Origin of the sequence: Skermanella pratensis, assembly GCF_008843145.1 — a bacterium.
Lineage (GTDB): Bacteria > Pseudomonadota > Alphaproteobacteria > Azospirillales > Azospirillaceae > Skermanella > Skermanella pratensis.
The window spans coordinates 3295990-3309535 of the sequence record NZ_CP030265.1 but is presented as its reverse complement, the minus strand read 5'-3'; the positions used below and the strand labels follow the sequence as shown (position 1 = coordinate 3309535).

Genomic DNA, 13546 nt, shown 5'->3' with positions numbered 1-13546 from the left:
CAACGCCGAAATCAGGAGTCAAACCCATGAAGAGACAGATTCTCCTGGCGCCGGCCCTGGCGCTTGTCCTGGCCGCTCCGGCCTTCGCCCAGGACCAGCCGGCCCCGGCGCCGCAGCAGCAGGCGCCGGCCGGAGCCGTCGTACAGGGCCAGGGCACGGTCGAGGTTCGGCCGGCCGAGCCGCAGATCCGGATCGAATCGGCGCCCGCCGAGGTGCAGGTCGAGACCACCGGGGAGCCCCAGATCCGCGTCGTCGAGGTCCCGACCATCGCGGGGCGCATGCCGGAGGACGTGGTCGGCTGGAACGTGCGCAACGCCGCCGGCGAGGACATCGGCGAAGTTCGCGATTTCGTGACCGAGCCGGACAGCCCGGCGATAACCAGCCTGGTCATGTCCCGGTCGAGGCTGCTCGGATTGGGCGAACAGCTGGTGACGCTGCCGTGGGATCGGGTCCGGGTCGATCCGCAGGAGGATGCGCTGATCGCGACCCTGAACGAGGAGGAACTGGATAACGCCCCCGAGTTCGAGTACGGCGCCGAAGCCAGGACGATCATCGGTCCGGAGCAGAACGACCAGTGACGGTCGGCGGTCCATAAGAAAAGCTTGAGAGTTCGGGTAGGAGCCAGCAGAGATGTACAGGACGTCCGTTTCCCTCGCGGCCCTGGCGATGCTCGCCTCGACCGCGGGAGCCGCGCAGGCCGAGATCCAGGTCGGCGTCGTGACCGCCGTGACGGGTTCAATGGCATCCTTCGGCGAGCAGATGCGCAGCGGCGTCGAGGCCGCCGCGAAGGCGATCAACGCCAAGGGCGGAATCAACGGCGAGGAGATCACCGTCAAGATCTATGACGACGCCTGCGACCCGAAGCAGGGCGTCACGGCCGCCAACCAGATCGTCAACGACGGCATCCAGTTCGTGATCGGCCACATGTGCACCGGACCGTCGGTGCCGGCCTCCGACGTCTATTCGGAGGAGGGGATCGTCATGATCTCGCCGACCGCGACCGCGCCGGTGCTGACCGAGCGCGGCCTGGACAACGTTTTCCGGGTGGCGGGGCGCGACGATCAGCAGGGGCAAGTCGCCGCCGACCACATCGCGGCGCACATCGGGAACCCCAAGGTCGCCGTCATCCATGACAAGCAGGCCTACGGCAGCGGGCTGGCGGATGCCACGACCAAGCGGCTCGCCGAGAAGGGCATACAGCCGGTCATGACCGGCTCGGTCAATCCCGGCGAGAGCGACTTCTCCGCCCTGGTCACGAAGATGAAGTCGGAAGGCGTGAACACGGTCTATTTCGGCGGCTATCACGCCGAGGCCGGCCAGATCGTCCGCCAGATGCGCAACGCCGGCATGAACGCCGTCCTGGTCGCGGGCGACGGCCTGTCCAACCCGGACTACTGGGCCATCACCGGCGAGAGCGGAGCCGGCACCCTGTTCACCTTCAGCCCCGATCCGACCGCGAACCCCAACGCCGCCCCGGTGATCGAGCAGCTCCGCGCGGACAACATCGATCCCGCCTTTTTCACGCTGTACAGCTACGCCGCCCTTCAGGTGCTGGCCCAGGGGATCGAGGCGGCCGGCGAACCGGAGCCCGACGCGGTGGCCGACGCCATGCGCGAGGGCACCTTCGACACGGTGATCGGGTCGCTGGACTTCGACGACAAGGGAGACCTGACCGAGCCGGCCTATGTCATCTATTCCTGGCAGGGCGGAAAGTACCGGCAGGTGTCGGCGCGATAGCCCTTCCCGCGGGCCGGGGAGAGCCAACCTACGGTTCCATCGATCACGGGCCGGGATGGCCGGGCACCGGCGCTGTTGTCATGGGAATCCTATCCAAGACAGAAAGGCCATCCCATGCGCAAACTGCGGAACTCCTCGGTCGTCATCACCGGTGCATCGAGCGGCATCGGCCGCGCGACCGCCGTCGCCTTCGCCCGGCAGGGCGCCAACCTGGCCCTGGCCGCCCGGCGCGACGAGGCGCTGGACGAGGTTGCTTCCGAGTGCCGGAGCTATGGCGCCGACGTGATCGCCATTCCGTCCGACGTGACCGAACTGGATGACATGCGCCTGCTGGCGGAGGAAGCGGCCGAGCGGTTCGGCGAGATCGACGTCTGGATCAACAATGCCGGCATCGGCCTGGTCGGGCCGTTCGCCGACGTGCCCATGGCCTCGCACCGGCAGGTGATCGAGACGAACCTGTTCGGCAGCATGAACGGCACCCACGCCGTGCTGCCCTATTTCCTGGAGCAGGGCCATGGCACGCTGATCACCAACATCTCGTTCGGCGCCTGGATCGCGCCGCCTTTCGCCGCCGCCTACGCCGCGAGCAAGTTCGGCCTGGAAGGCTTCACCCAGAGCCTGCGGCTGGAACTGGAGGAATGGCCTGACATCCATGTGTGCAACGTGTTCCCAGCCGTGATCGACACGCCGGGGTACCAGCACGGCGGCAACTACATGGGCAAGGAACTGAAGCCCGGGTCGCCGCTGGTGCCGCCCGAGCGCGTGGCCGACGCGATGGTCGGGCTGGCGCTGCGTCCCCGGCGGGGCGTCAGCGTCGGCGCGCTGGCTCCGCTGACCAAGTTCGCCCACACCCTGGCCCCGGCCCTGACGGAGGAAGTGATGGCGCGCGGCCTGCGGCGCTATTTCCGGCGTGCGGCACCGGCGCCCTATACCCACGGCTCGCTGTTCAGGCCGGTGCCCCACGGGACCGGCGCATCCGGCGGCTACCGGCAGCAGGCAAGCGGCTCGCAGCCCCTGATGCTCGCGGGGCTGGCCGCGGCCGGATTGGTCGCCGCCGGGATGTTCGCCGCGCGCCGCTGAGGCGGTGCGTCACCAGAGCAGGCCGTAGACCTCGGCCATGCGGTCCATGCGGCGGCGGAAGCTGAACTCGGCCTCGATCCGCCGCCGGGCCGCGCGGGCGAGCCCATGGCGTAGCGCCGGGGCTCCGGCCAGGCGGCGCAGCCCGTCGGCCAGGGCTTCCACGGAGCCGGCTTCGACCGTCAGCATGTCGGCGCCGTCGCGGGCGAAGGTGTCGATGCCGCCGCATCGGGTCGCCAGCACCGGGACCTCCATCGCCATCGCCTCCAGCACCACGTTGGGCAGGCCCTCCCGGAGGCTGGACAGGCAGAACAGGTCGAAGCACTCGAACAAACCGACCGTGTCGGCCCGGAAGCCCGGCAGGCGGATGCGGTCGGCGTGCCCGGTCGCGGCGGCCAGGGCCTCGAGCGCCGCCTTTTCCTCCCCCTCGCCGGCGATCCACAGTTCCAGGTCCAGGCCATCGTCGATCAACGCCGCGACGGCCCGGATCAGCAGGTCGAATCCCTTTTCGGGGGACAGCCGCCCGACGGCGCCGACCAGCAGGCGCCCCGGGGGAGATGGACGCGCTCCGCGGCCAGGGCGGCGGGGCCGGACCGGCGGAAATCCTCCGTGTCGATGGCGTTTTCGATCAGGTGCAGCCGGTTCTCCGGGACCCCGCCGGCGCGGCAGCGCCCGTACAGGTCGGAGGACACGACGATCACCTGGTCGTGGCGCGGCAGAGTCCACCGGTCGATCGCGTAATAGAGCGGCGTCTTCGACGTGTGCCTGACCCAGCCGTGGACCGTCGTCACCAGCTTGAAGCCGAGCAGCGGCTTCAGCAGCACGCCGAACAGGTTCGTCTTGTAGTCGTGGCCATGCCAGACCTTGACGTCGTTCTCCCGGCAGATGGCCGCCAAGCGGCGCAGGCTGGCCGGGCTGAAGGCGGAGGCGTCGTCCACCTCGATCAGCGGGCAGCCCTTGGCGGACGCCCGTCCGCGCAGCACCTCGAATCCGGGGTCGCCGGGCGGCCGCAGGTAGCAGGCCAGCTCGCGGTAGCCGGTGCCGCGCATATAGCGGGGCGAGTTGAAGATGGTCTTCTCCGGTCCGCCGCCGGTCCCGGTCACGATCCGCGTATGCAGCACCGTGATGTCATCGGCGGGGTTGTCATCGAGCGGGGTGACGATGTTCATGACGGTGCGGTGATCCAGCGTTCGAACTGCACCGCCTTGGCATCCCAGCCCTCCCCGGCAAGGCGGGTGCGGGCCCGTGCCTGGGCCTCGGGCAGCGAGCGGCGCGCCCGGGCCAGGCACAGCGAGGCGAACCGGGTCGGATCGGCGGTCAGGTCAAGGGCGTCCGTCCAGGCCCGGTTGGCGGGCAGGGGAGTGGCCACCACAGGCAGACCGGTCGCCAGGTACTCCTTCAGCTTCAAGGGCTGCATGGCGCGGGTGACGGGCAGGTCGGCGTAGGGCATCACCAGGACGTCGGCATCCTCCGCGAGGGTCGGCAGGCGGTCGTAAGGGACGGGACCCAGCCAGGTGACCGCGCGGCTGCGGGCCAACCGCTCGTCCACGTCGTGGTGCCGTCCGGCCATCCTCAGGTCGCAGGTTCCGGCCAGAGTCAGGCAGATGTCGGCGTCCAGCCTGCGGTCGGCGTGCCCCCAGTAGAGCGCGATTGGCCGCCGGCCCGGCCCGCAGAGCGGCCTGCGGCGCACGCCGCTCCAGTGGTCCAGGTCGATCCCATGGGTCAGGAGGCGCGCGTCGAAGCCCAGTCGGGACAGGCGCTCGCGCAGCACTTCGGAAACGCAGATCACGCCGGAGACATGGGGCAGCAGGTCACGTTCCAGCGTTTGCAGGGTCCCGCCGTCCAGTCCCGGCCACTCGGCGAAATCGTCCACGCAGTAATAGATCCAGTTCAGGCCGGGGAAATCGGCGGCCAGATCGGCGGTTATGGGGACCGTGGTGATGACGGCCGCCGGGGCGGGATCCCGTTCCAGGACAGGCGCCAGCGCCCTGCGGAGCAGCCGCCGGTTCAGCGCGCGCTCCGCCCGGGTCTTGAAACCAGGCCAGTGGGCCGGCGCATGGACCCGGGGAGCCGGACCTGCCGGCGTTTCAGGCTCGGCGGCGCCGGCGGGCCGGGTCCATGATACCGCCTTCTCCAGTGCCCGCGCCAGATCGGCGCGCGACAGGGTGGGGCGGCGGGTGCCGATCGTATTGATCCAGTCCACGTCGAAACGCGCCAGGAGATGCCGGACCAGATGCTGTGCGCTGCTGGGGTGGCGGCCCCAGTCGTCGCTGAAGACGACCAGGCGCGACCGTGGCGGGATGAACCGCGGTGGCCTGGGAGATGTCGGCGATGTTTCCCGATGCATGGCTGCACCCTGAAATCCCCCAGGGGGGCATGAAGAACGTCGGATCCGGAAATGCTGATTCCGGACTGCTGGAAGTACGTACCCGAACCGGGACGCATCGCAAGTCTCTCCATAGAGGATTAATACCAAAGTATCAGGCCGGCGTGTCAATGCCGGTGCATCGGGATAAGCGGTTGTCCCAGCGCAGTGTGAATGAATTTTTCCGGTATTCCTTCGCGTTCTTCAGATATCGAGGCGCAGGCGCGATAATCGCGAATGAGCACTTGATTGTGTCAAATCCATTACTCTCTAGGAAAGTCTGATGGACGAAAATCCGGTCGTTCTGGTCACCGGCGGCGCCGGCTATATCGGATCCCATGCCGTGCTGGCCTTGCAGGATGCCGGTTTCCCGGTCGTCGTGTTCGACAATCTGTCTACCGGCATCCGGTCGGCCGTGCCCGACGGCATCCCGCTGATCGAAGGCGACATCGCCGATACCGAGCATGTGACGGAAGTGATCCGCGGCTTCCAGGTCGGCGCGATCATGCATTTCGCGGGCAGCATCGTGGTCTCGGAGTCGGTCGAGAAGCCGCTGAAGTACTACCGCAACAACACGCAGAACAGCCTGGGCCTGATCGAGACCTGCGTGCGCCTGGGCGTGAAGCACTTCATCTTTTCCTCGACGGCCGCCGTCTATGGCGAACCCGAGATCTACCCGATCGACGAGGAATCGCCGACCCGGCCGATCAACCCGTACGGCCAGTCCAAGCTGATGACCGAGCAGATGCTGCGCGACGCCTCGGCGGCCCATGGGCTGAACACCGGCATCCTCCGCTACTTCAACGTGGCGGGCGCCGATCCGGCCGGCCGGGCCGGCCAGAACACCCCGGCCGCGACGCACCTGATCAAGGTGGCGGTCCAGGCGGCGCTCGGACTACGCCCCGCCATCTCCGTGTTCGGGACCGACTACGACACGCCCGACGGCACCTGCATCCGCGACTACATACATGTTTCGGACTTGGCCGATGCCCACGTGCTGGCCCTGCGCCATCTGGTCGGAAAGGGCGGCAACCTGCTGGTCAACTGCGCCTACGGCAGGGGCTTCTCGGTGCGCGAGGTGCTGAAAGCGGTGGAGAAGGTGATCGGCCGGCCGTTGCCGGTCAACGATGCGCCGCGCCGCGCGGGCGACCCGCCGGCCCTGGTCGCCAAGGCCGACCGGATCCATGGCCTGCTGGGCTGGAAGCCTGCCCATGACAGCCTCGAGGAAATGGTCGAAACGGCGCTCGCCTGGGAACGGCGCGCCGCCGAGGACCTCAAGACGCGCCGGGCTTCCTGACATGTCGATCCAGGATTTCGCGCTCGGCGCCCGCGCCGGGCGGTTGGACCCGCGCGACGAGGAAGCCCGCGCGGAGCGCCGCGTGCGCGAAGTCCTCCGCCTGACGCAGGACCTGCGCGAGCTTTTCCCCGGCTCCGGCGGCATCCTTGATATCGCGGTCGGCAATGCCGAGGCGGTGCCCTGGTATCGCAGTCTGTTCCGCGGCATCCGCCTCGTGTGCCTGGAGCCGGAGCGTCCGTCACCTGCGATCGCGCGGTTCGGCGGACTGGCGCATTACCGGCGCTTCGAAGGGATCAAGGTTCCCTATGCCGGCGACAGCTTCGATGTCGTCACCGGTTTCGGCGCCCTGACGGAGGCTTCCTCCGAGCACCGGCCGCTCCTCCTGGAAGACCTCCTGAGGGTGCTGAAACCGGGCGGACTGCTCATCCTGTTCGAACCGACCGGCGGGGAGAGCCGGTTCGGCGCGCGGGAGGCGCGCCGGTCGGTCAGGGACGCCGGGTTCTGGAACGTGGCGATCCGGTACGGCGGGGCCATTCCTTTCCTGCCGGTCGGCCCGGAGTACGCCGTGGTCGGGTGCAAGCTCTGAAGCTCCGGTGATACATCGCGATCCGGCCATCCTCGACGCCGTCCTGCCCGACGCCGCGGACGGCGACTTCTACGATACCGCCGCCTGGTACCGGGTCTTCGCGGAGACCTGCCTGGACCCCGGCGACCGCCTGTCGGTGGAAGCGACTCCGGAAGGCTTGGTCCTGCCGCTGCGCGAGCGTCCGGACGTCATCGGGCCGTTCCGGGGTGTCCAACTGTCCTGGCTTGGCAACTACTACACCTGCCGCTTCGGCCCGCTCCTGTCCGGAACGGCGGATGTGGCCGAGGCATTCGAGAACTGGGGACGGGAGGTCCGCCGCCGCGATCCACGCCCCGCCCGGCTGGTGTTCTCCGCGCTGGACGGAGGGACCGCCGCGCTTGATGAACTGCGGCGGGGACTGGGCCGCGCCGGGTACCTGGTCGAGACGGTCGAGGATTTCGGCAACTGGTACAACCCTGTCGCGGGCAGTTTCGAGGATTACTGGAACGGGCGCGGCACCCGCCTGCGCAACACCGTCGAGCGCAAGGAGCGAGCGTTGCGGCGCGACTACCGGGTGGACCTGGAAGTCTTCCGGTCGGCAGCCGACGCGGAGAGGGCGATCGCGCTGTACGAGCACGTCCACGCCCAGTCCTGGAAGGAGACGGAGCCCTATCCGCTCTTCATCCCAAGCCTGATCCGCGCCGGGCTGGAGGCTGGGGCCGTCCGGGTCGGCGTGCTGCTGGCGGACGGCGAACCGGTTGCCGCCCAACTCTGGATCGTCTGGCACGGCCGCGCCACCATCTTCAAGCTGTCCTACGCGGAGAACCGCCGGAAGCTCTCCGCCGGTTCGATCCTGACGCGCCACATGGTGCGCGAGGCGTTCCGGTCCGGCGACATCGCGGAGATCGACTTCGGCTGCGGCGACGATCCCTACAAAAGGGAGTGGCTGCCCCGGCGGCGCCAGCGGTGGACGGTCACCGCATACGATCCGACGACCGCCTGCGGCGCCGCCCACACGCTCCGGCGCTATCTGCCGCGTCTGATCCGCCGGCGGCTGCTGGGGCGGTGATGCGGGCCGGGGAAGGTGGTGGAGGAGCCAGGATTTGAACCTGAAACTGCTGTCCCGGAGGACAGGGCTTTCCCGATTAAGCTACTCCCCCGATATCCGGGGTGTCAGGCGGCGTAGAGCGCCTCGCCGTAGGTTTTGGCGAACAGCGACTGGAGTTCCTGGAAGAGCTGTTCGACCCCATCGTCCCAGGACTGGCCGACACCGTCTGTCCGCCGGACATTGTAGAGGTCCAGGGCGGTGACCAGCAGCCGCGCGTCGTCGCGGGACAGCTCGAACTTCTTTGTCTTCATGCCCTGTTCCAGCGCCTCGATCAGGACATCGTACCGCGTGGTGGCGCGCCGTTCCCCGATCGTGGAGATGCGGAAGCCGTCGGCATCCGTTCCATGACCAATTCGAGCCGCCGCATCGAGCGTCCGGATAACCTGTTCGAGCTTCTTGCGGCTTGTCCGCGGGTGGAACATCGTGCCTCCTGACTTGCCGCGACCCTAGCCAAAGAAGAGACGCCGTGACAATCGCCGATCGGGCCACACCCCCACAGTTCCACCCAAGTGTTCCCGAGGTGGTAACCCGTGATCCGCCGCATTTGTTTCATGTCTTTTCTTCCTTCGAGGTCGGCGGCCAGCAGATGCGTTTCGCGAAGATCGCGAACCGCTTGGGATCGCGCTACCGGCATACCATCGTGGCGGTGGACGGCAACACCGATTGCCTCGACCGGCTGGACCCCGGCCTTGACGTGACGCTGCTTCCGGTGGAGGTCGAGAAGGGCAGGGCCTTCAGCCTGCGCAACCTGTTGCGCTTCCGGAAGGTGCTGCGGGACCGACGGCCCGACCTGCTGCTGACCTATGCCTGGGGCGCGGTCGAATGGGGGCTGGCGAACCGGCTCCCGGCCCTCTGCCCGCACCTGCATTTCGAGGACGGTTTCGGGCCGGACGAGGCGATCGGGCGGCATTTCCGCCGGCGCATCTGGTTCCGGCGGGTGGCTCTGGCCGGACCCACGGAAGTGATCGTGCCGAGCCGGCTGCTCGAAGGGATCGCGCTGGAGAGCTGGCGGATCCCGCGGCAGCGCGTCCGCTTCATCCCGAACGGGATCGACTGCGCACGGTTCGCCGCCGCTCCCGACGGGACGGCGCTGCCGCCGCGTCGCCCCGGCGAGCTGCTGGTCGGGTCGGTCGGGACGCTCCGCCGCGAGAAGAATTTCGGTCGCCTGCTGCGCGCCTTCGCGGCGTTGCCCCCAACGCCGGCGGTCCGGCTGGCCCTGATCGGCGACGGTCCCGACCGGCCGGCCTTGGAGGCGGCCGCCCGCGGCCTCGGCATCGAGGACCGGGTCGATTTCGCGGGCAACATGATGAACCCGGCGCGGGCGCTGGGCCTGCTTGACGTCTTCGCGATCTCGTCCGACACCGAGCAGATGCCGCTGAGCCTGCTGGAGGCCATGGCGGCGGCCCGGCCCGTCGTCTCGACGGATGTCGGCGACGTGAGGGCCATGGTCACCGACGAGAACCGGCCGCTCGTGGTGAGCCGGGATGACGAGGCGGCGTTGACCGCGGCGCTCCACCGCCTGCTGACCGACGCGACGCTCCGCCGCCGGCTGGGTAACGCGAACCGCGCCCGCGTCGTCAGGGAATATGACGAAGGTTCGATGCTGGAGACCTACGACCGGCTCTTCGAGGACTTCAGCCGCCGGTCGTCGGAACGTGCGGCTTGACGCCCCGGCCTCACCCCTTAAGCTCGGTCCGACAAGGGGAGGATACATGAAAGAGAACAAACTTCGCTCGATCTGGCGTGACGGCGGCAGTGCCCTGAACTGCTGGCTGTCGATCCCGGACGGGTACGCGGCGGAGACCATGGCGCATCAGGGCTGGGACAGCTTGACCATCGACATGCAGCACGGCGTGATCGACTACCGCGCCTCGGTCGCCATGATGACCGCGATCTCGACCACCGCCGTGGCGCCGCTGGTGCGGGTGCCCTGGCTGGACGAGGGATACGTCATGAAGGCGCTGGACGCCGGTGCCGCCGGCATCATCTGTCCCATGGTGAACAGCAGGGCGGAGGCGGAGCGCCTTGTGGGCGCCTGCCGCTACCCGCCGCAAGGCTACAGGAGCTTCGGGCCGAACCGGGCGATGCTGACCTCGGGCGGGGATTATCCCGAGCATGCCAATGCCAGCGTCGTCGTCTTCGCGATGATCGAGACGAAGGAGGCGCTGGAGAACCTGGACGACATCCTCGGCACGCCGGGGCTGGACGCGATCTATATCGGTCCGGCGGATCTTTGCTACGCGCTGACCGGCAAGTTCGGCTTCGACCATACGGAGCCGCCGCTCTACGATGCTATCATGGACATCCGGGCGCGGGCCGCGGCGCGCGGCGTCATGCCGGGTATCCATTGCGGTTCCGCGACTTACGCCCGGCGGATGGTCGAACTGGGCTACCGGTTCGTGACCGCCGGCTCCGACGTCCATCTGATGGCGGCCGGCGCCCGCGCGGCGGTGCTTGAAGCGGCCGGGCAGGGGGCCTCGCCGGAGAGGCCTTCGGACGGAAAGGCGGTCGGCCTCTACTGAGCCGGACACCGGACGGAAAAAGGGCGCCGCCGACCTGGCCGGCCGGCGGCGCCCTTCTCCGCTTGCATCGTCAATCCGGTAAGTCGCCTCAGGCGTTGCCGGCCTTCTCCTCGGCGCGCTTCTGCACCTGCTCGGCGGTCAGGCCCTGCTTCTCGGCCTCGTCCTGACCGGCATCGCGAGCGGCTCCGACGCCCGCTTCGGCGGCAGTGCGGACCACGCTGGTGGCGCGGTCGACCGCGTCGCTGCCGTACTCGCGGGCACGGTTGTAGAACTCGTCGCTGTACTCACCCAGCAGCTCGTTCTCGTAGCGGCTGGCGGGGATGCTGGCGCCAAGCACCGCGCCGACCGCGATGCCCATGATGCCGGCCATCAGCGGGTGCTCGTCGACCAGCCCGACGACGCTTCCGTAGCCCTGGCGGGCGCGCCGCGAAGCCTTGTCGCCATACTGGCGGGCGCGTTCGCGATAGTCGGTCTGGTGGCCGGTGCCGCCGTAGGCGTCGCCGGCGGAATTGTCGGAGAAGCCCTGACCCTGGCCGCCCGTCCGGCTCTGCACGCGGTCGCGCATGGACTGGGCCGAGTTCCCGGCCTGGTCGCGCCACTCGGTGGCGCGGTTCGTCGCCTGTTCACGGAATTCCGTGGCCCGGTTGAGAGCCTGGTCGCGCAACTCCTCCGCCCGGTGGAGAGCGGTGTTGCCGTACTGCCGGGCGCGCCGGCGTGCGTCCCGAAGACGGGAGTCGACGCCGGGGTGGCTGGTGTTGCTCCACACGAGCCAGCCCACGCCGAGGCCGATCAGCGCCAGCGGCACCGGACTGCCGAGGATCGAGCGGTCCTCGTCGTCGTTGGGATGGTTGCCGTAGCTCTCGTAATAATTTCTGTTCATGGTGTTCCGCCTGATAGGTTGCGGGCTGCGGCGCCGCCCCGGAATGGAGCGGGCGCGCCCTTGTGGAATGTTCGACCGAGCTGTTCCGGCCGGCGGGCCCGTCAGCGGCCCATCTGTGCCTTCGCCCAATCCTTGTCGTCCTGGAGGGTCGAAATGGTGCGGTTCGGCTGGAGGTTCTTGGCCGCCAGCTTGCTCTTGCCCATCGACACCAGGATGATTCCGATCACCGTCACGACGCCGCCGACGATCAGCGCGGCCAGCCACGGCTCCATCAGCGTCGCCAGATAGTAGGTCAGGGCGAGCAGCAGGAAGATCACGCCCGCGAAGGCGACCATGCCGCCGGCGGCCAGCGAGACCGCTCCGGTCGTCGCCTGGTTGACCTTCTCGGACATCTCGACCTTGGCGAGTTCGACCTCCTTCCGGACCAGGGTGGTGGTCTCGTTGGCGAGTTCGGTCAGCAATCCGGTCAGCGGCCGGTCGGCACCAGTCGGCTGCGGATCGTCATATCCGCGGAAACTGTCGTCCGGCCTGCCGGTCATGGAGTGGTCCCCCGCGGCGGGGTCGTCCCCTTGGTTTCGGTGTCGGGTTTCACCGTCGAAGCGGTGCTCCCGGAAGAAGGAACCGCCGTGCCCAGGCCGCTGGTCGAGCGCTCTTCGTGTGCCGACGTCCCGACGACGCCGGTATTACGCTGCATGGCACCGGCACCGCCGGCGTTGCCGGCTCCAGCACCAAGACCGGAGCCGCCCGCTCCCATGCCCGAAACTCCGGCCGTCCCGGCGGGGGAGCCGGTCGTGGCCGCGCCCGTGGACCCGGGCATCGTTCCCGAGGCGGTGCCGGCGGAGGTGCCGCCGATGCCAGACGGCGAGGTGCCGGCTCCCGACGAATAACCGCGGCTGCCGGTTTCGCGCCGGGCGAATTCGCCGGTGCTGCCACCGTATCCGCCGGTCTGCCGGCCATAGCTGCCGCCATAACCGCCCTGGCTCGTGCCGCCGCGGTACTGCGCGGAGCGGTTGCCGGACGTGCGCAGGAAACGCGCGATGGCGAAGCCGACCACGACGGCGCCGCCGAGGAACAGTTCCGGCTGACGGCGCGCGAACTGCTCGGCCTGGCCGATCAGGTCGTCCAGGTCGCGGTCGCGCAGGCTGTCGGCGAACTGCTCGATTCGCTGGGCCGCCGTGTCGGTGTAGCGCGCGACCATGTCCTCGTTCCGCTCGCTGAGCTGGTCCGCGGCCTGGTGAAGCGCCTGCGCCACGCTGCCGATGCTGTCGGCGACGCGATGCTGCTGATGTTCGAAAGCCGAGCGGGCACGGGTGCGGGCGGCGCCGGCGAGACGGTTGCCTTCCTCTCCGGCCTGCTGCTTGGCCTGCTCGATGGTGTTGGATGCCGTATCGCGGGCCGATCCGGCGGGGGAGCCGGTGCCGGTCGTAGAGGTGCCGCTGCGGGAGGCGCCCAATCCCGACCCGGTGGAACTGCCCGGGGAACCGCCCAGGGACCCATTCGTGTCGCGCGTAGCCATATTCAGGACCTCCTCATGACGCTGTTCTTCGTTGCGCTCATTAACGCATTCAGACAAAAGATCTCCCAAGGAACAGCGGGCAACGGATTTCAGTTCCAAAGGGGTGCCGGATGGGCCAGACGACACCCCGGCGCGGAACCCCGGTTCGAAGTGGGTAGTTCTGCGCCGAATGCGTAAACCTTTGGCGATCCCCAAGCCTTGACCCGCCCTGTCACTATCGACAGTATAGGAATGTCAGGCGGCGGCTTGTTGCGGCGCGGTGTTCACTCCCGCCTCAGGAACGCCACGGCTTGACCAACCCGGCGCGCGGTGTCGCCGGCCGGGAACGCGGTCGGATATCCCGATGGCAAAGCCTCCGCGGCATGGCCGACGGACTAGAATGTGCTTTTGCCCATCCGACTGGGAGGCGGCGGGATCGACGGAAGTCGGCCCCGCCGCCTGATTGACGGTGCTGTGCCGCCTTGCCTGTCGTTTTCCCC

General features: G+C 68.7%; 15 protein-coding genes and 1 tRNA gene. 8 read left to right on the top strand and 8 right to left on the bottom strand.

Annotation, left to right across the window (positions count from 1 at the left end; all coding sequences use genetic code 11):
* The first annotated feature begins 26 nt into the window (after positions 1-26).
* The 3 genes from DPR14_RS15055 (at position 27) to DPR14_RS15045 (ending at position 2817) form a co-directional block, all read left to right on the top strand.
* Positions 27-578: a PRC-barrel domain-containing protein gene (locus DPR14_RS15055; RefSeq protein ID WP_158045874.1), complete on the top strand. Its 552-nt coding sequence runs from the start codon at positions 27-29 to the stop codon at positions 576-578.
* Positions 579-630: 52 nt separating this feature from the next.
* Positions 631-1737: an ABC transporter substrate-binding protein gene (locus DPR14_RS15050; RefSeq protein WP_158045873.1), complete on the top strand. Its 1107-nt coding sequence runs from the start codon at positions 631-633 to the stop codon at positions 1735-1737.
* 114 nt (positions 1738-1851) lie between these two features.
* Entirely contained in the window at positions 1852-2817 is a 966-nt protein-coding gene (locus DPR14_RS15045; RefSeq protein WP_158045872.1) for an SDR family oxidoreductase, read from the top strand.
* Between the two features lie 9 nt (positions 2818-2826).
* Here the strand turns inward: DPR14_RS15045 and DPR14_RS27445 are convergent, their stop codons facing one another.
* From DPR14_RS27445 to DPR14_RS15030, 3 genes are read right to left on the bottom strand one after another with little or no spacing between them, the layout of a single operon-like run.
* Positions 2827-3333 (bottom strand): glycosyltransferase family 4 protein, encoded by a 507-nt coding sequence (locus tag DPR14_RS27445; RefSeq protein ID WP_343038738.1) that lies wholly within the window; start codon positions 3331-3333, stop codon positions 2827-2829.
* The gene (locus DPR14_RS15035) at positions 3303-3983 is read right to left on the bottom strand and encodes a glycosyltransferase (protein ID WP_158045870.1); all 681 of its coding nucleotides are present in this window, start codon (positions 3981-3983) and stop codon (positions 3303-3305) included. The genes DPR14_RS27445 and DPR14_RS15035 overlap by 31 nt, the downstream gene beginning before the upstream one ends.
* Complete coding sequence (locus tag DPR14_RS15030; protein ID WP_158045869.1) at positions 3980-5161, bottom strand: glycosyltransferase; 1182 nt, start codon at positions 5159-5161, stop codon at positions 3980-3982. The genes DPR14_RS15035 and DPR14_RS15030 overlap by 4 nt, the downstream gene beginning before the upstream one ends.
* 301 nt (positions 5162-5462) lie before the next feature.
* Between DPR14_RS15030 and galE the strand changes: the two genes are divergently transcribed.
* The 3 genes from galE to DPR14_RS15015 are packed head-to-tail and all read left to right on the top strand — an operon-like array spanning position 5463 to position 8110.
* Positions 5463-6476, top strand: a complete 1014-nt coding sequence (galE, locus tag DPR14_RS15025; RefSeq protein ID WP_158045868.1) for a UDP-glucose 4-epimerase GalE — start codon at positions 5463-5465, stop codon at positions 6474-6476.
* A 1-nt stretch (position 6477) separates the two neighbouring features.
* A complete protein-coding gene (locus DPR14_RS15020; protein WP_192498958.1) occupies positions 6478-7062 on the top strand; it encodes a methyltransferase domain-containing protein in 585 nt (194 codons plus the stop codon).
* A 7-nt stretch (positions 7063-7069) separates the two neighbouring features.
* On the top strand, positions 7070-8110 hold the full coding sequence (locus tag DPR14_RS15015) for a GNAT family N-acetyltransferase (protein ID WP_158045866.1): 1041 nt from the start codon (positions 7070-7072) through the stop codon (positions 8108-8110).
* 16 nt (positions 8111-8126) lie between these two features.
* Here DPR14_RS15015 and DPR14_RS15010 read toward each other — a convergent pair.
* Positions 8127-8201, bottom strand: a tRNA-OTHER gene (locus tag DPR14_RS15010).
* Positions 8202-8214: 13 nt separating this feature from the next.
* Positions 8215-8571, bottom strand: a complete 357-nt coding sequence (locus tag DPR14_RS15005) for a hypothetical protein (protein WP_158045865.1) — start codon at positions 8569-8571, stop codon at positions 8215-8217.
* 164 nt (positions 8572-8735) lie between these two features.
* On the opposite strand from DPR14_RS15005, the gene DPR14_RS15000 reads away from it, so the two are divergent.
* Together DPR14_RS15000 and DPR14_RS14995 are read left to right on the top strand one after the other, a co-directional pair.
* A complete protein-coding gene (locus DPR14_RS15000) occupies positions 8736-9815 on the top strand; it encodes a glycosyltransferase family 4 protein (RefSeq protein ID WP_158045864.1) in 1080 nt (359 codons plus the stop codon).
* Positions 9816-9861: 46 nt separating this feature from the next.
* Positions 9862-10671: an HpcH/HpaI aldolase family protein gene (locus tag DPR14_RS14995; RefSeq protein ID WP_158045863.1), complete on the top strand. Its 810-nt coding sequence runs from the start codon at positions 9862-9864 to the stop codon at positions 10669-10671.
* An 88-nt stretch (positions 10672-10759) separates the two neighbouring features.
* On the opposite strand, the gene DPR14_RS14990 is transcribed toward DPR14_RS14995, so the two are convergent.
* From DPR14_RS14990 to DPR14_RS14980, 3 genes are all read right to left on the bottom strand, one after another.
* Positions 10760-11551, bottom strand: coding sequence for a hypothetical protein (locus DPR14_RS14990; protein ID WP_158045862.1), 792 nt, complete (start codon positions 11549-11551; stop codon positions 10760-10762).
* A gap of 101 nt (positions 11552-11652) precedes the next feature.
* A complete protein-coding gene (locus tag DPR14_RS14985; RefSeq protein WP_158045861.1) occupies positions 11653-12090 on the bottom strand; it encodes a phage holin family protein in 438 nt (145 codons plus the stop codon).
* On the bottom strand, positions 12087-13067 hold the full coding sequence (locus tag DPR14_RS14980; protein ID WP_158045860.1) for a hypothetical protein: 981 nt from the start codon (positions 13065-13067) through the stop codon (positions 12087-12089). Before DPR14_RS14980 ends, DPR14_RS14985 begins: the two co-directional genes overlap by 4 nt.
* Positions 13068-13546 lie beyond the last annotated feature (479 nt).